The 19,815-nt window shown below is 62.2% G+C and carries 19 protein-coding genes and 1 pseudogene; 13 read left to right on the top strand and 7 right to left on the bottom strand.

Annotation, left to right across the window (positions count from 1 at the left end):
- The first annotated feature begins 2 nt into the window (after positions 1 to 2).
- The 4 genes and pseudogenes from EFB14_RS00220 to EFB14_RS00205 form a co-directional block, all read left to right on the top strand.
- Positions 3 to 632 carry a Vgb family protein gene (locus EFB14_RS00220; protein WP_126821722.1) on the top strand — a complete coding sequence of 210 codons (630 nt, stop codon included), beginning with the start codon at positions 3 to 5 and terminating at the stop codon, positions 630 to 632.
- A 371-nt stretch (positions 633 to 1,003) separates the two neighbouring features.
- Positions 1,004 to 1,918: a phosphotriesterase family protein gene (locus EFB14_RS00215; protein ID WP_126821720.1), complete on the top strand. Its 915-nt coding sequence runs from the start codon at positions 1,004 to 1,006 to the stop codon at positions 1,916 to 1,918.
- 144 nt (positions 1,919 to 2,062) lie between these two features.
- Positions 2,063 to 2,677, top strand: coding sequence for a hypothetical protein (locus tag EFB14_RS00210; RefSeq protein ID WP_126821718.1), 615 nt, complete (start codon positions 2,063 to 2,065; stop codon positions 2,675 to 2,677).
- 30 nt (positions 2,678 to 2,707) lie between these two features.
- Positions 2,708 to 2,830 (top strand): annotated as a pseudogene (locus EFB14_RS00205) (response regulator); the annotation flags it as partial.
- A gap of 259 nt (positions 2,831 to 3,089) precedes the next feature.
- On the opposite strand, the gene EFB14_RS00195 reads toward EFB14_RS00205, so the two are convergent.
- Entirely contained in the window at positions 3,090 to 4,511 is a 1,422-nt protein-coding gene (locus tag EFB14_RS00195) for an aminotransferase-like domain-containing protein (protein ID WP_126821716.1), read from the bottom strand.
- A gap of 203 nt (positions 4,512 to 4,714) precedes the next feature.
- On the opposite strand from EFB14_RS00195, the gene EFB14_RS00190 reads away from it, so the two are divergent.
- Together EFB14_RS00190 and EFB14_RS00185 are read left to right on the top strand one after the other, a co-directional pair.
- Positions 4,715 to 5,578 (top strand): DMT family transporter, encoded by an 864-nt coding sequence (locus tag EFB14_RS00190; protein WP_126821715.1) that lies wholly within the window; start codon positions 4,715 to 4,717, stop codon positions 5,576 to 5,578.
- Between the two features lie 178 nt (positions 5,579 to 5,756).
- Complete coding sequence (locus EFB14_RS00185; RefSeq protein WP_126822581.1) at positions 5,757 to 6,194, top strand: DUF4168 domain-containing protein; 438 nt, start codon at positions 5,757 to 5,759, stop codon at positions 6,192 to 6,194.
- Between the two features lie 217 nt (positions 6,195 to 6,411).
- Here the strand turns inward: EFB14_RS00185 and EFB14_RS00180 are convergent, their stop codons facing one another.
- The 3 genes from EFB14_RS00180 to EFB14_RS00170 all read right to left on the bottom strand — a co-directional run bounded on the left by EFB14_RS00180 (position 6,412) and on the right by EFB14_RS00170 (position 8,708).
- On the bottom strand, positions 6,412 to 6,753 hold the full coding sequence (locus EFB14_RS00180; protein WP_126821713.1) for an antibiotic biosynthesis monooxygenase family protein: 342 nt from the start codon (positions 6,751 to 6,753) through the stop codon (positions 6,412 to 6,414).
- 68 nt (positions 6,754 to 6,821) lie between these two features.
- Positions 6,822 to 7,199: a VOC family protein gene (locus tag EFB14_RS00175; RefSeq protein WP_126821711.1), complete on the bottom strand. Its 378-nt coding sequence runs from the start codon at positions 7,197 to 7,199 to the stop codon at positions 6,822 to 6,824.
- Between the two features lie 75 nt (positions 7,200 to 7,274).
- Positions 7,275 to 8,708: a hypothetical protein gene (locus tag EFB14_RS00170; RefSeq protein ID WP_126821709.1), complete on the bottom strand. Its 1,434-nt coding sequence runs from the start codon at positions 8,706 to 8,708 to the stop codon at positions 7,275 to 7,277.
- Positions 8,709 to 8,808: 100 nt separating this feature from the next.
- Between EFB14_RS00170 and EFB14_RS00165 the strand changes: the two genes are divergently transcribed.
- From EFB14_RS00165 to EFB14_RS00155, 3 genes are all read left to right on the top strand, one after another.
- Positions 8,809 to 9,630 (top strand): hypothetical protein, encoded by an 822-nt coding sequence (locus EFB14_RS00165; RefSeq protein ID WP_126821707.1) that lies wholly within the window; start codon positions 8,809 to 8,811, stop codon positions 9,628 to 9,630.
- Between the two features lie 67 nt (positions 9,631 to 9,697).
- Positions 9,698 to 10,417, top strand: a complete 720-nt coding sequence (locus EFB14_RS00160) for a phosphotransferase family protein (RefSeq protein ID WP_126821705.1) — start codon at positions 9,698 to 9,700, stop codon at positions 10,415 to 10,417.
- 553 nt (positions 10,418 to 10,970) lie between these two features.
- On the top strand, positions 10,971 to 12,641 hold the full coding sequence (locus tag EFB14_RS00155; protein ID WP_126821703.1) for a globin-coupled sensor protein: 1,671 nt from the start codon (positions 10,971 to 10,973) through the stop codon (positions 12,639 to 12,641).
- A 319-nt stretch (positions 12,642 to 12,960) separates the two neighbouring features.
- Here the strand turns inward: EFB14_RS00155 and EFB14_RS00145 are convergent, their stop codons facing one another.
- The 3 genes from EFB14_RS00145 to EFB14_RS00135 form a co-directional block, all read right to left on the bottom strand.
- Entirely contained in the window at positions 12,961 to 13,347 is a 387-nt protein-coding gene (locus EFB14_RS00145) for a cupin domain-containing protein (protein ID WP_126821701.1), read from the bottom strand.
- 146 nt (positions 13,348 to 13,493) lie between these two features.
- On the bottom strand, positions 13,494 to 13,760 hold the full coding sequence (locus EFB14_RS00140) for a DUF2277 domain-containing protein (RefSeq protein WP_126821699.1): 267 nt from the start codon (positions 13,758 to 13,760) through the stop codon (positions 13,494 to 13,496).
- Positions 13,761 to 14,060: 300 nt separating this feature from the next.
- Positions 14,061 to 15,272 (bottom strand): ROK family protein, encoded by a 1,212-nt coding sequence (locus EFB14_RS00135; protein WP_126821697.1) that lies wholly within the window; start codon positions 15,270 to 15,272, stop codon positions 14,061 to 14,063.
- 197 nt (positions 15,273 to 15,469) lie between these two features.
- Here EFB14_RS00135 and EFB14_RS00130 point away from each other — a divergent pair, with 197 nt between their 5' ends.
- The 4 genes from EFB14_RS00130 to EFB14_RS00115 all read left to right on the top strand — a co-directional run bounded on the left by EFB14_RS00130 (position 15,470) and on the right by EFB14_RS00115 (position 19,803).
- The gene (locus tag EFB14_RS00130) at positions 15,470 to 16,753 is read left to right on the top strand and encodes an ABC transporter substrate-binding protein (protein ID WP_126821695.1); all 1,284 of its coding nucleotides are present in this window, start codon (positions 15,470 to 15,472) and stop codon (positions 16,751 to 16,753) included.
- Positions 16,754 to 16,884: 131 nt separating this feature from the next.
- Positions 16,885 to 17,769, top strand: a complete 885-nt coding sequence (locus tag EFB14_RS00125; protein ID WP_126821693.1) for a carbohydrate ABC transporter permease — start codon at positions 16,885 to 16,887, stop codon at positions 17,767 to 17,769.
- Positions 17,769 to 18,620 carry a carbohydrate ABC transporter permease gene (locus tag EFB14_RS00120; protein ID WP_126821691.1) on the top strand — a complete coding sequence of 284 codons (852 nt, stop codon included), beginning with the start codon at positions 17,769 to 17,771 and terminating at the stop codon, positions 18,618 to 18,620. The genes EFB14_RS00125 and EFB14_RS00120 overlap by 1 nt, the downstream gene beginning before the upstream one ends.
- Before the next feature lie 37 nt (positions 18,621 to 18,657).
- Positions 18,658 to 19,803, top strand: a complete 1,146-nt coding sequence (locus EFB14_RS00115) for an ABC transporter ATP-binding protein (protein WP_126821688.1) — start codon at positions 18,658 to 18,660, stop codon at positions 19,801 to 19,803.
- The last annotated feature ends 12 nt before the right edge of the window (positions 19,804 to 19,815 follow it).

Raw genomic sequence — 19,815 nt, 5'->3', positions numbered from 1 at the left:
AAATGAAGAAATCGGCTGCGACGATCCTGCGTGAATATGGACCCTTTCCGGAGGCCGACCGCGTCAACGGCGTCACCTTCGACGGCCGGCACGTCTGGTTCGCCTCTGGCGACAGGCTGAACGCGCTCGATCCCGACAGCGGCGAGGTGGTGCGCTTCATCGAGGTCGCCTCCCATGCCGGCACGGCCTTCGACGGCGAATTCCTCTACCAGATCGCCGAGGCCGTTATTCACAAGGTCGACCCGAAGACCGGCCGGATCCTGACCACCATTCCCGCGCCCGGCAATGGCGGCGATTCCGGCCTCGCCTGGGCCGAGGGCACGCTCTGGGTCGGCCAGCATCGCGGCCGCAAGATCCATCAGATCGATCCCGAGACCGGCAAGATCCTGCGCACCATCGAATCCAACCGCGTCGTCACAGGCGTCACTTGGGTCGACGGCCAGCTCTGGCACGGCACCTGGGAAGGCGACGAAAGCGACGTCAGGCGCATCGACCCCCAGACGGGCGAGGTGCTGGAACGGCTCGACATGCCCGAAGGCTTCGGCGTCTCCGGCCTCGAATCCGACGGCGCCGACCGCTTCTTCTGCGGCGGTGGCGGCAGCGGCAAGATCCGCGCCGTGCGCCGGCCGTGAGTGCGGTGCGTGCGGGTGAATCTTTGCATCCGCTATTTTGGGTGGCATGCCATGCAGCCCCCTCATCCGACCCTTCGGGCCACCTTCTCCCCGAGGGGAGAAGGGAATGACGCGCTGTCGCGCATATTTTCAGCGGCAGCGTTAGAGTAAGACGAGGCGCTGCGACAAAATCCCTTCTCCCCTCGGGGAGAAGGTGGCGGCAGCCGGATGAGGGGGCTGCACGGCAGGCCCCATCCAAACAGCGCTTGCGCAGCCGCTCTCTGCCAGTGAACGATTGATTTCATCATTTGGCGATCTAGTTTCGCGGCAGTGTCGAGGCTTCGCGCCAGCGGGGGGCTGGACGCAGAGCTGACGTGACCGGGGGGAAGAGTTTGAAACATCTGCGCACGACGCTCGGGCCCAAGAGCAAATCCGAACTTGGGATGATCCTGCCGCACGAGCATGTCTTCGTCGATCTCAGAACGCCCGACCAGCCCGGCTATGCCGAAGCCAACACCGAAGACGTCGTTCGGCTGATGGCGCCCGAAATCGAGCGGATCAAGAAGCTCGGGGTGACGGCGCTGGTGGAGTGCTCGACGGGCGGCGTCGGACGCCGTGCGGATATCGATCTTGCCGTGTCGCTTGCAACCGATTTTCCGATCGTCGTTCCCACCGGCAACTACCGTGAACCCTGGATTCCCGAATGGGTCCGCCATGCTTCCGAGCAGGAGCTGGAGGCGTGGATGCTGCGCGAGCTGACGGAGCAGATCGACGAGACCGGGTTCCAGGCAGGCTGGATCAAGCTCAGTGCCGGCGATGACGGCATGACGGCGCTCGAGACGAAAATCCTGCGGGCGGCCGCGCGCGCCGCAGCACAGACGGACGCCGTCATCGGCAGCCATACGATCAAGGGACGGGTCGTCATGGATCAGCTCGACGTCATCGAGGCGGAAGGCTATCGGGCCGACAGGTTCATCTCGATCCACACGCAGGAAGAAAAGGACTTCGCCCATAACGTTGCCGTTGCCGAGCGAGGCGCCTGGATCGAATATGACCATGTCGGCCGCGGCGAGGACAAGGAGGTGGCCGAGCTGGTGATCAAGGCGCTGGAGGCGGGCTGCGGCGACCGCCTGTTGCTCAGCCATGACCGGGGCTGGTTCGATCCGGCGCTGCCGATGGGCGGGACACCCAAGCCGTACACCCATCTTTCCACGGTCCTGCTACCCGAGCTGAAACGGCGGGGCATAGACGACGGGACCCTGATACGCCTGACCCACGACAATCCGTTCGAGGCTTTCGCCCGATAAGGGGAGCAGTTAGGCGAAAGAAGACTGCACTATATCTTATACCGAAATCCGCGTGCTGGCAGCTCCGTCCGATATAGGAAATTGAATTGGTTGTGCCTCACGAAAGCTAAATACGATGAGAGGGGCGGGTAAGTGAGATTTAGGTTGTTTTATGAAGGTGAGTTGCATTCCTCGGGTAATAATTCGAAACGCCCAGGCCACAAACACGACATTCGCCGCGAGTTTCACAAACAATTCCGAGAGCTCTGGCGAGTCGACGGAAATTTAAATGAATGGATGGACTACGCGAACGATGAAACCGCTCCTGCGTTTCAGCGGATTGCTGACCGCAATGGCAAATGGGGTTACCGTTGGGTTCCGCTTGTAAGTGATGAGAACTTTACCCACTGCTCTCTAGACGTCTTAATGTTGCGGCCCGGCAAAGCAGGTGGCCTCATAGTCGATACGGACATAGACAACAGGCTCAAGACCCTTTTTGATGCTCTCCAAATCCCAACGAGCCAATCGCAATTGCCTGAAACACCAGCATCGGACGAAGATCCCTTTTTTGTTCTGCTTGAGAAAGATAGCTTGATCTCATCAGTGAGTGTGACGACAGATCGGCTCCTGGCGAGAGCAAGATTCACTCGGAATGACTTTCCGGACAGCTTGACGCTGTCCGCAGATCAATCGGCAAACCGTGATTATGTGGTTCTGATCATCTCAGTGGCGATACACGCCACAAAGACGACAATGGGTAATCTTCACTTGATCGGATGAGCGTAACACCGACAGCGGTGAATTTCCGGCGGCGATCGCGCCGGGGCTGCGGACTATCTGACCAAGCCGCTCGACTTCGACCTGCTGCTCGCCAAGCTGGAAGGCTGCGTGACGCGGCTGGAGAACGACAAGGCGGTCAATCGGTCGTTTTGATGGGGTGGGGCGTGCCGTGTGGCACCCCCCTCTGCCCTGCCGGGCATCTCCCCCACAGGTGGGGAGATTGGCTGGGCGCGATGGCTTCCCCAAACAACTGGCCGTCACATGGGCCGTAATTCAGGGCGAGGCATGGCCTCTTTCCGATCTCTCCCCTTGTGGGGGAGATGCCCGGCAGGGCAGAGGGGGGTGCCACTCGGCATGACCTTTCGGTCGTTCTGATGTCTTCGCGTCTTTGTAGAGATCCAGCGCGTAAGCTTTATCGTGCGGTCTTTCCCAACACATCCCCCAACACCTCGAACGCCCTGGCATCCAGCGTCTGCGACACGTTGAACCGCATGAAGTTCGTCGCCGACTGCGAGAGGCTGAAGGCGTTTCCGGGGGCAAGCACGATCCGCTTTTTGAGTGCCGCCCGTGCCACGTCAGCGGCATCGATGCCGTCGGGCAGGCGGCACCAGAGGAACATTCCGGCCTGGGGCTCCAGCCAGGGGGTGATGCCGAGGCCCTTCAGTCTCACTGAGACCTCGCCCATCGTCCGGGCCAGCCGGTGTCTCAGCGTCTCCATATGCTTGCGGTAGCCGCCGTCGCTCAAGGCATTCAGCACCAGCTCGGCCGTCATCCGGCCGCCGCCAAAGGAGGTGGCGATCTTGAGGTCGGTGAGGCCGTCGATCCATTCGGGTTTGGCGGCGACGAAGCCGCAGCGGGCGGAGGCCGAGAGCGTCTTGGAGAAGCTGCCGATATGGATGACGCGCTCGAGCCCGTCGAAGGCGGCAAGGCGCGGGGCCGGCGTATATTCGAAATCGGCGAAGATATCGTCCTCGACGATGGTGAGATCGAACTGGTCGGCGAGTTTCAGGACGCGATGGGCCGTGACCGGGGAAAGCGTTGCGCCTGTCGGATTGTGGATGGCTGAGTTGGTGATGTAGAGCCGCGGCCGATGCTCGGCCACGACCTCAGCGAAACGCTCGAGATCGGGGCCTGACGGCGTATAGGGCACGCCGACGATCTTTGCCCGGTGGGCGCGCAGCAGCGCATGGAAGTTGAAGTAGCAGGGGTCGTCGACCAGCACGGTATCGCCGGGTTCGAGCAGGAAACGGCAGATGAGGTCGATCGCCTGCGTGCCGGAATCGGCCAGCATGATCTGATCCGGCGAGGCTTCGATGCCGCGTTCGCCCATGCGGCGGGAAATCAGCTGGCGCAGCGGCGGCAGGCCGAGCGGCGAGCTGTAATCGGCAAGGGCCGCCCCATCGGCGCGGGCAAGCGTTCTCAGCGCCCGGCGCATGCTATCGCCCGGCAGCCAGGAGGGCGGCAGCCAGCCGCATCCGGGTTTGAGATCGGTTTCATCAGCCTCCAGCGATTGCCGCGAGATCCAGAACGGGTCAACCGCCCGGTCGAGCTTCGGCCCGACCTCGGCCAGCGCGAAGGGCGCCGCCTGGTTGGCGACATAGAAGCCGGAGCCCGGCCTTGAAAGGATGGCGCCCTCGGCGACCAGGCGCTCATAGGCGTCGACGACGGTCGAGGTCGACAGCTTCATGCTTGCCGCGAGACCCCGCACGGAGGGCAGCCTTGCCCCCAGCGTCAGGCTGCGCCCGGCGATGCGCTGGCGGATCGTCGCCATCACAGTCTCAACGCGCGTGCGCCCTGCCATCTCTTCGTTCATCCGTACTGCTTTCCGAACCATAACAGTTTTGCCAAACCGTATCAGGCCGTCACTGTCATGACCATCCGTGCTGGCGGATAAGGATTGTCGCGCGTTGCTGCGAAACCGATTCAGGTAACGCGTCTTAGATCATTGTTTTCGCGCATGTTCGTTCTCGCAAGGGTCGCTGCAGGTTTTGGGCGTCATGCCTTGGAGGGACGTGCAGGCGCACCATGGAGCGTAAGATGGAACGCATTGCGGCAGGATGGGTCAACGGTTTGATCGGGGTGGTGATCTTCAGCGGCTCGTTGCCGGCGACGCGGGTGGCGGTGGCGCAGTTCGATCCCGTTTTTCTCACGGTCGCGCGCGCTGCGATCGCCGGGCTGCTGGCGCTCTGCCTGCTGATCGTCTTCCGGCAGAAGCGGCCGGCCGGGCGCGAGATCCTCTCTCTTGCCGTCGTCGCGCTCGGCGTCGTGGTCGGCTTTCCCTTGCTCACGGCGCTGGCGTTGCAGCATGTCACATCAGCCCATTCGATCGTCTTCATCGGCCTTCTGCCGCTTGCGACGGCGACCTTCGGGGTGATCCGCGGTGGCGAACGGCCGAAGCCGGCCTTCTGGATTTTCTCCATTCTCGGCAGCGCGATCGTGGCGGGTTTCGCCCTGGCGCAAGGGCTGACGGCTTCGCCGGCCGGCGATCTCCTGATGCTGGCGGCCGTCCTCGTCTGCGGCCTCGGATATGCCGAGGGCGGCAGGCTGTCGCGCACGCTCGGCGGCTGGCAGGTAATTTCCTGGGCGCTGGTGCTGTCGCTGCCGGTGATGATGGCGGTCGCCTTTCTCTACCGGCCGGCGAGCTTCGCCGGGATCGAGACGCCGGCGCTCGTCGGCCTTGGCTACGTCTCGCTGTTCTCCATGCTGATCGGCTTCATCTTCTGGTATCGCGGCCTGTCGCAAGGCGGCATCGCCGCCGTCGGCCAGCTCCAGTTGCTCCAGCCCTTCTTCGGCCTGGCACTCGCCGCCACCCTGCTGCACGAGCCGGTGACGTGGGCGATGCTCGGCGTGACGGTCGCCGTCATCTTTTGCGTGGCCGGGGCAAGGAGATTTGCGCGGTAGTCGCTGAGTTCCGGGCGCCGGTCACAAAGCCGCCGCTCAATCGTCAGCAAATAACCCCGTTATCGCCGCATCGAGCCCATTTCAGGCTTCATCGTCGCGACCTCGCCAGCCTGTGAGAGGCTGAGCGATCGACCGAGGCGGTGTTGCCGCCGTTCAATTTACGGGAAAAGGAATGAAAATGATCACTCGTTATACATCCCTCGCAACGATGACCGCCGCGGTGCTCAGCCTTCTTGCATTCAGCCCGGCATCGGCCATTGAAATGGCGCAGGCGCAGCAGCCCGCCCAAGGCCAGGCGCCAGTGCAGGGACAGGGCGGCGGCGCGGCCGCGCCGGTCAGCGATCAGAAACTCCAAGCCTTTGCCGTTGCCTATGTGCAGGTCGACAAGGTCAGGCAGGAATATTCGGCCAAGATCGACGCGACGAAGGATGAGGCTGCCAAGCAAAAGCTGCAGGATGAGGCCAAGAAGCAGATGGTCGACACGGTCCAAGCCTCTCACGACATCTCCGTCGAGGAATATTCGTCGATCCTGACGGCCGTGCAGAGCGATCCGGCTCTGGCCAAAAAGGTCCTGGAAAAGATCGGCACCCCGCCGCCGGCGCAGCCGCAGAAGTAAGACGTTACGATCGACGCACCGCCTTTCGCGAGGGAGGCAGCGCCTGCCATTTGGCCCGGCGCTGCTTTCCATTTGGGAACGTCGGCTCCGTTGCCAGGCGTGGGAGCCCGCCGTCATCCGGTGATGCGGAAATCCACTGGTATCGTCGGGCCGGTAATCCAGACTTGAAGAACCTCATAGTGATCGGACATCACGACCTCCCATCCGGTGCGAAAGACTACTCCTCGGCGTACATTCCATCGAATCCATAGGCTCTCTGAACGAGCGCCACCCGGATTTCGTAACGCGAGTACCAATCCGCGCGGCCCCGGCGTTGGGCTTCAACGTGATCGACGACGGCTTTCCAGGCCCGGATACTCTCCTCATCCTGCCAATAGGAGTTGATGATGCCGAAACCATCCGGCCGGCGGGCGCTTTCGAAACCGAGAAAGCCGGACTGCTGTTTCGCCAGGTCCACCATGACGGCGCCGATCTCACCGTAGCCGTCTTCGACCTCCGTTCGTTGCGAGGAGAAGCAGACCACATAATAAGGCGGCGCAGGCAAGGTAGCGATAGACATGACAACCTCTCATTGCTGTGGGATCGGTCTAAGGTCGCGCTTTCACGAAAGGCGCGGCGGTCTCCGTGTTATCGCGCATCCACCCGCCAGGGCGGCTCGATGCGGTTCTGTCCGGCATAATAGAGGATGATACGGTTGCCGCCGGGATCTGATAATTCCGCCTCGCGCCAGAGCCAGCTTTTATCCTCAGGTCCACTCGCGAAGCGAAGGCCGGCACTGCTCAGTCGGCTGACCGTCTCGTCCAGGTTCTCGCACTCGAAATACACCGTGGTTCCGCCGCCGCCACTTTCGCCCTGATGGAGGGAGAAGGTGCTGTCGCCATCAGGACAGACGAAACGCGCATAGCGGGGGCGGGCGTCCACGACGGGTTTCAGACCGAGCGTGCAGTAGAAGTTCCAACCCGCATCCAGGTCAGCCATCGTAACAGTCACTTGGTTAAGGCGCATGATCTATCCCCTTAACTGAGCATTGCCGCCCGGCAGCGTATTTCCTGCTTCGGCTGTTTGGCACAGCCCATTCCTTCATGGCGTATCGAATTTGAAGATCGGACGCCGGTTGAGCGTGAAGGCTTCGCCAGGGTGGTAGAGATAGGCGGCGCAGGCGCGGTCGAGGCGCATGGCGAAATCGTTGGCGACGGAGAGGCGAGCTTCTCCGCTCGGCGCCTGCTGGACGAAGGCCCGCAAGGCCTCCTGATCGCCCTTGGCGAGGAGAAGTTCCGTCACGATGCCGAAGGTTTCGAGATCAGCGGCGAGAGTCGGCGAGACAGCGCCATCGCGAACCTTGGTGGCCATCTCTGTCCAGCGTGGCCAATTGATCTTGTCGGACATGCCTTCGGGTTTGGGCGGCATGGCATCCGTTTTGCCTGTGAGATAAGGCTGCAGCGCCTCGACAGCGAGCAGGCGATCTATGACGTCGCGGATGGTGAAGGCAGCTGATGTCCTGACGTAACGATTGCCGTCATAGGGTCTGGCGTCGAAAGCAGTCTCGACCGCCGACGGACCGGCGAGCGCCACGGCAGCTCGATACTCGAACAGCCAGGCGGCATCCATCGTGCCGCTCCTCCTGATCACGCCGTGAAGCAGGATCGGCTCCACCAGACGCCCGGCAATGAGAGCAGCGATCTCATCCCCGCCATCAATTGCCCTCGCATGCATAAGAAAGCTCTCCTCGGGCTCGAATCCCGCGCCCGCCATGATCCGCTGGAATCGTTCCTCCTGCAGTGATTTAGCCGGTTTGACCCAGGGGTGGCCAACCATGGCCCGTGTAAAATTGGCGTAGTAGGCGAGCTTGTCTGGATCGTCCTTTGCGCTGCCGCGCGCCATGAAGCGGTCCCATGCCGAGGGATCGGTTTCGCTGGCGGAGACGGAGTTTGCGATATCATTCAAGCCGTGGGCTTCCGCGGCCTGGACGACCCTCTCCTTGAATTCGTCCGGCTGATCGGCGATGGCAGCGGCAACGATGCCGCCCTCAACAGTGAACGCTTGGCCCGAATCGTCGAGCGGCATGAAGGGAGTAGCGGCGAAATGCTTCATCAGCACCTCTTCGCCGCCTTCCTGCAGCAGCAATGCTCGGATGCCGGATATGCCAATACCCGAAAAGGTTTGGTCGAATTTCGCGCCAGCCGAGACTTGAATGGCCTTGTAGCCGAAATGGTGCAAGTACCAAGCCCCGGCGAGATCGTCGACGGACGCGTATTTGTTTTGCTGAAGCAGGTTTGCCAGCAGGATGGGGATTTGCTCGTCGGGAAGCGGCGTATAGCGGATCTTCAGATAGGCGGCCTCGGCACCATACCTGTAAGGAGCCGTTGGCGCGAAGGTGGCCCAATCGGCAAGCACGATATCGCTGAAGGCGAGGATCGTTTCTCTTTGCGGGCAGATCTTGTCCGCAGCAAGAGCCGGCGAGGCGAGGCAGGACAATAGAAGAAGGCTGAAAAATCCGGTCAATATACGAAGCATCGTCAATCCCTTGCGGTTCCCCAAATGCAGCTCCTGAATCGGAGCGCGACCGCCGGCCGGAGGATAGGCGGCAGACGGGTGTGCGGCAAGGGGATGACGCGTGGAGGTGGTGGGTTTTGCCTCGGCTTGGCAAGAGTTTTGGGGCGGTGAGGAATCTATTTGGGACCGGCGAATTTCGCCGCAGCAAAAACATAAAGACTTCTATGACTTCAGGTGCGCGACGGGAAATTTTATTGGGGGAGTAGAAATTATCATGCAGGGTTTCATTCGACGTTTTCTGATGGGGCCATTCATTTCAATCTTGTTACTTGCCGGCTTTTTCCCATCGCATCCCGCAATCGCCGCTGCGAACGAGGAAAATCTGGAGGTTTGGAAAAAAGAGGCGGGAAGATTGATTCGCAAAGGCGATTGCGGGCAAGCTTGGCAAGTGATTTGGAAAGAGGCGCGCAAGGGAAATTCTGAAGCCGTTGCGGGACTTTTGGAAGCTATTTATGTCGCATCGCTTATTCCGCCATCATACTTCCCGTTCAGCAGAGGCGCACCGCAAGACCTGGTAGATAATATGGTGACGCTGAGGATGTATGCCCGAAAAAACAAGGCCGCCGCCGAGGATTTGCGCAGATTCGGAATGATGACGGATGATCTCATGGGCGAATATGTAGAGCCCGACGTTCGTGACAAAATCCAATCCGTCAACCGATGCCTGAAGGGCAAGCATAATGTCGATGTCTGCTTCGAAAAGGCCGTCAAGCTCAGGCTCATTCCATCCTTTGAGCAATATGTGGTCTTGATGGACAATGCCCCGAGACCAGCTTTTTGTTTGCCCGATCGCCGACCTCCCCGGAATTCAGCGGAGGAGTTAGGATTGAGTCCTATCGCATCGGAACCGAAGTCTGTTCCGCTGACGCATAAGGAGAAATGACAGTCGCCGGTGCTACTCGTGGCGTCCCCCGCGAGTTGCCCTGAACTCAGAAACCGGAGGCACCGCAATGACCGAAATCGGCCGGCTGCTTGGCTCGGGCAAGGAGGCTGAGGTCTTCGAATATGGCGCGCTGGCGCTCAAGCTCTACAAGCACGCCGCCGCCAAGGCGTCGGCGTTCAGGGAGGGGGCAAACCTTGCGATCGTCGAAAGGCTTTCGCTGCCGGCACCAAAGGTTCATGCGGTTGGAGAGTTCGACGGGCGTTGGGGCGTGGTGATGGACCGCGCGCCCGGTTCCTGTTTTGCCGAACAGTTCATGACGGCAAGTGCGCCGTTTGAGGAGATGGCGCAGCTGCACCGGAGACTTCACCAACAGTCCGGCGATGGTTTGCCGTCTTTGACGGCGAGGCTTTCGGCCGGGATCCGGCGGGCCGAGGGCCTGGATGCTTCGTTGAAACACCGGCTTCTGTCGGAACTGGAATCTCTTCCCGACGGCGACAGGGTCTGCCACGGCGATTTTCACCCCTTCAACATTCATGGCGTGGCCATGATCGTCGACTGGCTCGACGCCTGCTGCGGCAATCCGCTGGCCGATGTCTGCCGGACCTACCTCCTGCTGCGCCATGCGCTGCCGGAGCGGGCGATGGATTATGTCGAGACCTATGCGGCGATGTCAGGCGCCGAGGTCGGCGCCATCCTGGCCTGGCTTGCCCCGATCGCCGCCGCCCGGCTGACGGAGGGTGTTGCAGACGAGAATGACGAGTTGCTGCGGTTGGCCGGCGTCGCTTGATCTGGCGCCAAGGCGCCGCTCGGGCCGGGGATGCCTTGGTTTCCATCGCCCCGGCCTTTTGCCGTCGCGTCACCTCGAGAACCATGTCGAGCGGAGTCTGGGCCGCGCGCTTGATATGGGTGGAGCCGCCGGCGCGGATGACGTCGCCGGATCTCAACGGGACGCCATTGCCAAGTTGGCGCCGATCTCGAGCAAAACTCGATTTCGATGGAGGCGTGGCGAACGAAAAGGGTGAGTTGCTGCAACTTGCGGGTGCGGATCTAAGTTGTTGAAATGCAACTCATTTTGCAGTCTGTATAGCATCCGATCGGACGATCATCTCTTGTAGCGGAAGCATTGCGCCGAGACGATATCCGAAACCGGCACTTCTATCCAATGCGCGCACGAAGAGTGCCGGCCTGTCGAGGCCATTTACCTCTTGGAAACCATAGGGCCATCAATTCGATCTTAGCTGACGGGCGTGGGACTGCATGACAGGCTGCAGGAACAAGGGTTTCGGGGATGGATTCCCGCTCCGCATCGTTTACCGAATTCCGTTTCCAAGGGGGCATCAATGCAGAACAATTCCCATGCGCATACCGGTCTCCACTCTCATCAGCGCGCCGCTTCCGGGCAGGCTGATGCCGCCGCGCAAGGCCAGAACATCGAACGCCGCCTCGAATTCATGGGGCTCGACGAAGAGGGGCGCGCCGGCATCCGTTCACTGAAAGCTCTGATCGCGCGGGAACTGCCGCATGGTCTCGACAAATTCTATGCGCAGTTGCGCAACAGCCCCGAAGTCAAACGCTTCTTTTCCTCCGACGATCACATCGCCCGGGCCAAGGGCGCCCAGCTGGGCCATTGGGCCCATATTTCCGACGGCAATTTCAGCGAGGATTACGTCGGCAAGGTCCGCACCATCGGCACCGTGCACGCCCGCATCGGCCTGGAGCCGAGATGGTATATCGGCGGCTACGCCATCATCGTCGATCATCTGATCCGGAGCGCCGTCGAGGAGATGTTCCCGCAGGGGATGTTTTCCCGGAAGAGCATGAAGCCGGCGGAGTTCGGCAAGGCGCTGGCAAGCCTGGTCAAGGCGGCGATGCTCGACATGGATCTCGCCATATCCGTCTATATCGACGAGGCCGAAATCGCCAAGCAGAAGGCGCAGGCGGAAGCGATCGCGAGCGAACAGAAGCTGGTGAGCGATTGTTTCGGCAAGGCGATGGCCGCGATCGTCGCCAAGGATATCAGCTACCGCATCACCGATGAGCTGCCCGCCGCCTATCACCGGCTACGCGATGATTTCAACAACGCGCTCGAGCAGTTGACGGGCACGATCCGCGAGATCGATTCCGCTGCCGCGCAGATCAACGCGGGAGCGCAGGAGATCCGCTCGGCCGCCGACGACCTCGCCAGGCGCACCGAGCAGCAGGCCGCCTCGATCGAGCAGACGGCGGCCGCACTCGAAGAGATCACCACGACGGTCAAGGATTCCAGCCGGCGCGCGGAAGAGGCGGGCGATCTGGTCGCCAAGGCGCGCACCGGTGCGGAACGGTCCGGCCGGATCGTCGAGCGGGCGGTCACGGCGATGGATGCGATCGACAGCTCCTCGCGCGAAATATCAAGCATCATCGGCGTCATCGACGAGATCGCTTTCCAGACCAACCTGCTGGCGCTGAACGCTGGCGTCGAGGCCGCGCGCGCCGGCGAGGCCGGCAAGGGATTTGCCGTCGTTGCCCAGGAGGTGCGCGAGCTTGCCCAGCGTTCGGCCAAGGCCGCCAAGGAGATCAAGGCACTGATCAATACCTCGGGCGAGCATGTGAAGACGGGCGTTTCGCTGGTCGGGGAGACGGGAGAGGCGCTGACCGTCATCGCCGACGAGGTCAAGGAGATCGACCGCCACATCGGCTCGATCGTCGAAGCCGCGCGCGAGCAGGCAACCGCGCTTGCCGAGATCAACATGGCCGTCAACGCCATGGACCAGGGCACGCAGAAGAACGCCGCCATGGTGGAGGAATCCACGGCCGCAAGCCACGCGCTGGTGCGCGAGATCGGCCGCATCGCCGAGATGCTCAGCCAATTCAACATCGAAAAGACATCCGCCCTTCAGGCGCGCCGGCCGGCGCCGGCAAAGCCCGCGGATGCGGGCTCTCCGGCGCGCGAACTCAGGGCCAAGGTCGGCAGGGCGTACCAGACGCAGGGCAATGCCGCGCTGGCGAGCGGGCAGTGGGATGAGTTCTGAGCGTGTTGTTTGGGGATAGGTGAATGACGGGAAGGCGAAGGTCGTGCCGTGATCACCCCCTCTGGCCTGCCGGCCATCTCCCCCACAGGTGGGGAGATCGGCTGGGGGCGCCGGCTTCCCCAAACAACTGGTGTCGCAACACGGCAAAACGATAGATGGGCAGGAAGCGCCCGCCACTTGTGATCTCCCCACCTGTGGGGGAGATGGCCGGCAGGCCAGAGGGGGTACCACGCGGCACAGCGGATCTAAGGGCAATGTCCTCCACCTTCCTATCCAGTGAGCCCTTTCTCACGCCCAGCGACGCCAACCCAAGCCAACCTTACTTGGCAGGCACCACCAGCGGCTCGCCCTTGAGCACGATATAGGTCGCCAGTTCCGAAGCCTTGCCGTTGCCGACGTTCTTTGCGGAGTGGACGGTGCCGGAGGGAATGAACAGGGATTGGCCGGCCTTGAGCGTCACCGGCTCCCGGCCTTCGAGCTGATATTCCAGCGTGCCCTCGATGACGAAGGCGATCTCTTCGCCAGGATGCGAATGCTTCGGCGCGAGAACGCCGGGCGCGAAATCGACGCGCACCTGAACGGCTTCGTGGCCGGCCACATCGATATCGTTCTTCACGAGATCGGTGCGCTGCAGCGGCTGTTCGGCATGCGCTGCCGCGGCGGTGCCGAGAGCGAGGGCGAGCGCTATAACCTGGATCGTTTTCATCGTGTCATCCTTTCTGAATCGACCATTCTCGGCTCATCGGCCGCAATGGGATTTCACTCGATGATTGAACCAGGGATGTGTCGGGAAACCCGCATTTTTGTAAGCCAGTGTATCTGCACTGACTTTCCCGTGAGGGCGGGACCTTCTTACGCGAACCGCATCGCGGTCCTCGCGCGCGCCTTCGCCGCGACTTCCTCGCGGTCGCGGGGCGGTTGAGACGTCTCCATTGAGTCGAGCAGTTCGCGGGCGCAGGCAGCGATCGAACTGACTGCGTGTTCGAACGCGGCCTCATTGCGCTTCGACGGCTTGGCCGCTCCGCTCAGCTTCCGCACGAACTGGAGCGCGGCATCATGGATCTCTTCGTCCGTCGCTGGCGGATCGAAATTGAACAGAGGTTTTATGTTTCGGCACATGGCTTGCTCGCGGTCGGTTCTCTGGGGTTCGGTATAAAAACTAGTCCCGTCAGCTCGAAATGCAACCGGCCACCAACATTCGACGGCAATCGTAGCCCCCTCATCCGGCTGCCGCCACCTTCTCCCCGAGGGGAGAAGAGACTTGTGGCGCTGTCGAATACACATTCAAGCGACGGCGGTAGACCAAAGGCGAGGCGTCACTCCGAATCTCTTCTCCCAGCGGGGAGAAGGTGCTGGCAGGCGGATGAGGGGGCGGCACGGCATGCCCTGCCTGATAGAGCCAGCCCGCTGTTGCAACCCTCAAGCCGCCGACGTCGAACCTCTCACGTCAAGCGTCCCAACATCCGTCACCCCGCCCGATGACTCGAAGTCGAAGATCTTCTGGGTTACCAGCGCGGCCGCTCCCCTTGCCCAGGAGTTGTCTTCCCAGTCGGGCAAAAGCGGCGGGGCGGTGCGGAAGGTGCGGGCGGCCAGCGCCTCGCGCAGGGGCGTGAGGAAGGGGTCGCCGAGGGAGACGGCTTCGCCGCCGGCGACGATGACTTCGGGGTCGGTGATGTTGACGAGATTGGCCAGCGCGGTGCCGATGCCGCGGCCGGAATCGGCGACGAGGGCGGTGGCGATGGCGTCACCAGCGGCGAGGGCTTCGCAGAGTTCGGGCAGGCCGAGTTCCTCACTGCCGCCGGTTTCCTCGCGCCAGCGGCGCAGCATCGAGAGTTCGGAGTGATAGGCCATCAGGCAGCCGCGTTTGCCGCATTCGCAGAGCCGGCCGTTCTCCTCGTAGAGCGTGTGGCCGAACTTGCCGGCGGCACCGTTTGCGCCGCGATAGAGCTTGCCGTCGATGACGAGCGCGCAGCTGATGCCGACGCCGACGGCGAGCACCGCCATGTTGCGGTGCTGGCGGCCGAGGCCGAAGAGTTGCTGGGCAATGGCATAGGCGTTGGTATCGTCCTCCAGCCAGACCGGCACGTGGACGCGGCTTGCGACCAGCGAGGCGAGGGGGACATTGTCCCATTGGAAGCGGTGGCTGCGCACGCAGGCGGTCTGCTCGTGGTTGATGACGCCGGGCATGGAGATGCCGATGCCGGCGAGCCTGGCTTTCGGCCGGCCGGCGAGCTTCACCAGTTCAGGCACGGTGGCCGCCAGAAGGTCGGCGACGGCATCCGGATCGTGGTCGGCAAGGCTTACCCGCATGGCGGCGACGGGATTGGTGGCAAGATCGGTCGCCACGCATTCCACCGAATCCACCATCAGCTTGAAGCCGACGGCGAGCGAATGCTCGTAATTGATCTCGACGGGGATCGGCCGGCGGCCGGTGAGGCCGGGCACGGTCTTGCCCTCGATGACGATGCCTTCCTCCAACAGGTCTGAAACGACGAAGGTGACGGCGGCGGGGCTGAGGCCGATCACCGTCGCGATATCGGCACGGCTGCGCGGCCCCTCGCGCCGGAGAAGGTTGAGGATGAGGCGTCGGTTCATGGCTCTCGCCGTGGTCTGGTCGCCTTTGAGCTTCACGATGCATTCCTTAATTTTGTAAATTAATTATTGCGGGCGGTTTCGATTTATGCATAAGTTCGGCCGTCGATCAACTGAGCCAAGCGGATTATACGCCTGAGATCATGAACGGATCGGCACGTTGAATGCCTGCGAGCGCGTTCCAAGGAGGAGGCCGCTCGCCAGGCAGTGTTGATCGATCAACTGGGAGGAATTCAATGGCATTTTCGAAGCAATTTCCGGCCACCACGCGCAGAAGCTTCCTGAAGGGGGCGGGCATGGTTTCCGCAGCCGCGGTCACGGGTGCGGTGGGCAGCTTTCCGATCCCCGCGATCGCGCAGGCGCAGGACGTCACGATCATTTCGTCTGAAAACAACGCCGCCGCACTCGATGCGCTGAAGACGATCGCCGCCAATTTCGGCAAGGAAGCCGGCGTCAACGTCGTCATCAACAATATGGACCACGAGGCCCACAAGACGGCCATTCGCAACTATCTCGTCGCCGGCGCGCCTGATATTTGCTTCTGGTTTTCGGGAAACCGCATGCGCGCCTTCGTCAAGCGCGGCCTGTTCGACGATATTTCCGATCTCTTCGAGAAGGAAAAATACAAGGACGTGTTCGGGGCGACGGTCGGCGCCGTCACCGATAACGGCAAGCAATACGGCCTTCCCACGGGCGGCACGCTCTGGGGCATGTTCTACCGCAAGGACGTGTTCGAGCAGTATGGGCTGACGATGCCGAAGACGGCCGAGGAATTCATGGCCTATGGTGACAAGTGCAAGGCGGCGGGCATCACGCCGGTGGCGATGGGCACCAAGGAATTGTGGCCGGCGGCCGGTTGGTTCGATCAGATGAACCTGCGCATCAACGGGCTGGACAGGCACATGGCGCTGATGAACGGCGAGATGAGCTATCTCGATCCGGCGCTGACCCCGGTCTTCGACCAGTGGGAGGCGATGATATCAAAGGGCTTCTTCACGCCGAACCACACTTCCTTCGGCTGGCAGGAGGCGGCAGCGCTGCTCGCGCAAAAGAAGGCCGGCATGATGAACCTCGGGGCCTTCCTGCGCTCGGCCTTCACCGAAGAGGACCTGCCGCAGCTGACCTATGCGACCTTCCCGGTGCTCGACCCCAAGATCGGCCATTTCGAGGAGTTCTCGGTCAATTCGGTCCATATTCCGGCCAAGGCCAAGAACAAGCAGGGCGCGCGCGATTTCCTCGCCTATTTCTACAAGCCGGAAAACCTGGCCATCTATATGGAGCCGGGCGGCAACGTGCCGCCGCGCCACGACCTGCCTGCGAGCAAGGATCCGCTCGTCAACGTCGCCGTGGAGACGATGAAGACGGTGCAGGGCGCCTCGCAATATTACGACCGCGACAGCGATCCCGACATGGCCCAGGCCGGCCTCGTCGGCTTCCAGGAGTTCATGGCCAAGCCCGAACGGCGCACGGCGATCCTCACGCGCCTCGAGGGGACGCGCAAGCGGATTTATAAGATCTGAGGGCTCTCCCAGAGGGGCAGGCCGAACTGCTCCTGCCTGGGGAGTGGGGATCTCTCCACTCCCCAGGGAAGGCTTGATGCTCGGGCAGCCGGAGCAGGCATGCCTGCCCCTGTCACAACGAGGTTCTCAAAATGCAGACATTATGGCGCCGCCAGCGGTGGTGGCTCACCCCGGTTTTGCTCATCGCGCCGGCGATCCTGCTGTTCTTCACCGTCATCCTGCTGTCGGCGGTCAGGAGCGTCTGGATCAGCTTTCACGAATGGGATGGCTTCGGGCCGATGGTCTGGATCGGGCTTGGCAATTACATCGAGCTCTACAGCGATCCGCAATTCTACGTGTCGCTGAAGAACAACCTGATCTGGCTTGTCATGTTCATGGCGGCACCGCCGATCGGGCTCGCCATCGCGCTGCTGGTCAACCAGAAAATCCAAGGCATGCGCTTCCTGAAGTCGCTGTTCTTCATTCCGCTGGTGCTTGCCTCGGTCACGGTCGGCGTCGTGTTCACCTGGGTCTATACGCCGGAGTTCGGGCTGCTGGCGCTGATCTTCAGGGCTTTCGGGGCGGTGGCGCCGGCGGTGCTTTCCGACGAGCATTTCGTCACCTTCGCGATCGTCATCGCAGCACTCTGGCCGCAGATCACCTTCTGCATGGTGCTTTATCTCGCCGGCCTCAACAACTTGAGCGAAGAGCTGATCGGGGCGGGCCGCGTCGACGGGGCGAGGGGCTGGAACATGCTGCGCCACATCGTGCTGCCGCAGCTGACGCAGGTGACCTTCATCGCCATTGCCGTCACCGTCGTCGGGGCGCTCCGCTCCTTCGACATGATCTCGGTCATGACCGCAGGCGGGCCGTTCGGCTCCTCCTCGGTGCTCGCCTACCAGATGTACGAGCAATCGATCTTTTCCTACCGCTTCGGCTATGGCGCGGCGATCGCCACGGTGCTGTTCGTGATCATGGCCGTCTTCATCGCCTGGTATCTCACCCACATCATCCGCAGCGAAGAGAGGGGAGGCTGATGTACCCTCGTCCCATTCCCGAAACCGCGATCTGGCAGCGCCGCCTCTATGTGCTTGCCGTCGTCATCGTGCTCCTGCTCTGGCTCTGCCCGCTGTTTGCGATCGTGCTGACCTCCTTCCGCTCGACGGCGGATGTGATGGGCGGCAATCTCTGGGGCTGGCCGAGCGAGATCGGCGTCATCGACAATTACCGGGCTGTCTTCACCGACACGCCGATGGCGCGCTATTTCTTGAACAGCCTGACGATCACCATTCCCTCTGTCATCGGCGTGCTTGTCATGTCGACGCTCGCGGGCTTCGTGCTGTCGCGCTATCGCTTTCGCGGCAACATGCTGATCTTCGCGCTCTTCGTCGGCGGCAATTTCCTGCCGCACCAGATCATGATGATCCCGGTGCGCGACCTGATGGTGCGGCTCGACCTGATCGACACGACGGCGGCGCTGATCATCTTCCACGTCGCCTTCCAGACGGGCTTTGCGACACTCTTCATGCGCAATTTCATCGCAGCCCTTCCGGACGAGCTGTTCCAGGCGGCGCGCGCCGAAGGGGCTTCGCCGTTCCAGACGCTGGTACATGTGGTGATCCCGCTGGTCAAGCCGGCGCTGGCAGCCCTTGCCATCCTGATCTTCACCTTCGTCTGGAACGATTATTTCTGGGCCGTGGTGCTGACCGTCAGCGACAGCGTCAAGCCGGTTACGGCAGGCCTTGCCAATCTGCGCGGCGAGTGGGTCTCGGCCTGGAACCTGATTTCCGCGGGCACCATCGTCGTCGCCGTGCCGCCCGTCGTGATGTTCTTCCTGATGCAGCGGCATTTCATCGCCGGCCTGACCATGGGCGCGGTGAAGGGATGAGCGCGCGTCTTCCGTTTCAACAAGAGAGGGCCAGGATATGACCAGTCTCGAACTCCGCGAGATCAACAAGAATTACGGCGCCTATCATGCGCTGCGCGGTATCGATCTTTCCGTGGCACAGGGCGAGTTCATCGTCATGGTCGGGCCATCCGGCTGCGGCAAGTCCACGCTTTTGAAGTCGATCGCCGGGCTGGAGGCGATCTCTTCAGGCCAGATCCTGATCAACGGTCGCGATGTCAGCCGGCAGGAGCCGGGCGAGCGCGGCATCGCCATGGTGTTTCAATCCTATGCGCTCTATCCGCATATGACGGTGGCGGAGAATATGGGCTTCGGCCTGCGCATGGCCAAACGCCCCAAGGCGGAGATCGACGCAGCGGTCGCCCGCGCCGCCAAGATCCTGAGGATCACCGACCAGCTGGAGAAAAGGCCGAAGCAGCTATCCGGCGGGCAGCGGCAGCGCGTGGCGATCGGCCGGGCGATCACCCGCTCGCCGGAGGTCTTCCTGTTCGACGAGCCGCTTTCCAATCTCGATGCGGCACTGCGCACCCAGATGCGCGTCGAACTCAGCAGCCTGCATGCCGAGCTTGGCGCCACCATGGTCTACGTCACCCACGACCAGGTGGAGGCGATGACCATGGCAAGCCGCATCGTCGTGTTGAACCAGGGGATCATCGAGCAGGTCGGCTCGCCGCTGGAGCTTTACCGCAACCCCGACAATCTCTTCGTCGCCGGCTTTCTCGGCGCGCCGCGCATGAATTTCCTCGGCGTCACCGTCGATGCCGTCTCCGGCCGCAGCGTCACCGTTTCCGCGCCCGGCCTTTCCCCGCTCACCGTGGAGCTCGCCCAGCCGACGACGCTTGCGAAAGGCGCGGGTCTCACGCTCGGCGTGCGGCCGGAGGCGATCTCCATGGTCGCCGAGGGCAGTGGGGAGGGGGCCATCCACGGCGAAGTCCGCCTCGTCGAGCATCTCGGCCGCGAGACCATTCTCTATGTCGATGCCGGCAGTCTGCGGACCATCGCTTCGGAAAGCGGCACCGGCAACATCACCGCGCAGCTCTCCTATGTCGCGCCCTTTGCCGCCGGGCAGAAGGTGGCGCTGAAGCTCGATGCGAACGAGCTCTATCTCTTTTCTCCCAATGGCGGCCGCACGATCAGCGCCCGCAAGACCATTCTCGACAAATAAGGAACGACCGCC

The sequence above is a fragment of the Rhizobium fabae genome (assembly GCF_003985135.1).
Taxonomy (GTDB): domain Bacteria; phylum Pseudomonadota; class Alphaproteobacteria; order Rhizobiales; family Rhizobiaceae; genus Rhizobium; species Rhizobium pisi.
The sequence above is the reverse complement of the archived record's forward strand: the minus strand, read 5'-3'. Positions and strand labels throughout refer to the sequence as shown.

Coding starts and splice junctions, on each gene's coding strand:
- EFB14_RS00220 (WP_126821722.1), top strand. CDS start 3: ATGAAGAAATCGGCTGCGACGATCCTGCGTGAATATGGACCCTTTCCG.
- EFB14_RS00190 (WP_126821715.1), top strand. CDS start 4,715: ATGGAACGCATTGCGGCAGGATGGGTCAACGGTTTGATCGGGGTGGTG.
- EFB14_RS00120 (WP_126821691.1), top strand. CDS start 17,769: ATGTACCCTCGTCCCATTCCCGAAACCGCGATCTGGCAGCGCCGCCTC.
- EFB14_RS00160 (WP_126821705.1), top strand. CDS start 9,698: ATGACCGAAATCGGCCGGCTGCTTGGCTCGGGCAAGGAGGCTGAGGTC.
- EFB14_RS00180 (WP_126821713.1), bottom strand. CDS start 6,753: ATGTCTATCGCTACCTTGCCTGCGCCGCCTTATTATGTGGTCTGCTTC.
- EFB14_RS00115 (WP_126821688.1), top strand. CDS start 18,658: ATGACCAGTCTCGAACTCCGCGAGATCAACAAGAATTACGGCGCCTAT.
- EFB14_RS00185 (WP_126822581.1), top strand. CDS start 5,757: ATGATCACTCGTTATACATCCCTCGCAACGATGACCGCCGCGGTGCTC.
- EFB14_RS00140 (WP_126821699.1), bottom strand. CDS start 13,760: ATGTGCCGAAACATAAAACCTCTGTTCAATTTCGATCCGCCAGCGACG.
- EFB14_RS00130 (WP_126821695.1), top strand. CDS start 15,470: ATGGCATTTTCGAAGCAATTTCCGGCCACCACGCGCAGAAGCTTCCTG.
- EFB14_RS00195 (WP_126821716.1), bottom strand. CDS start 4,511: ATGGTTCGGAAAGCAGTACGGATGAACGAAGAGATGGCAGGGCGCACG.
- EFB14_RS00175 (WP_126821711.1), bottom strand. CDS start 7,199: ATGCGCCTTAACCAAGTGACTGTTACGATGGCTGACCTGGATGCGGGT.
- EFB14_RS00155 (WP_126821703.1), top strand. CDS start 10,971: ATGCAGAACAATTCCCATGCGCATACCGGTCTCCACTCTCATCAGCGC.
- EFB14_RS00125 (WP_126821693.1), top strand. CDS start 16,885: ATGCAGACATTATGGCGCCGCCAGCGGTGGTGGCTCACCCCGGTTTTG.
- EFB14_RS00145 (WP_126821701.1), bottom strand. CDS start 13,347: ATGAAAACGATCCAGGTTATAGCGCTCGCCCTCGCTCTCGGCACCGCC.
- EFB14_RS00170 (WP_126821709.1), bottom strand. CDS start 8,708: ATGCTTCGTATATTGACCGGATTTTTCAGCCTTCTTCTATTGTCCTGC.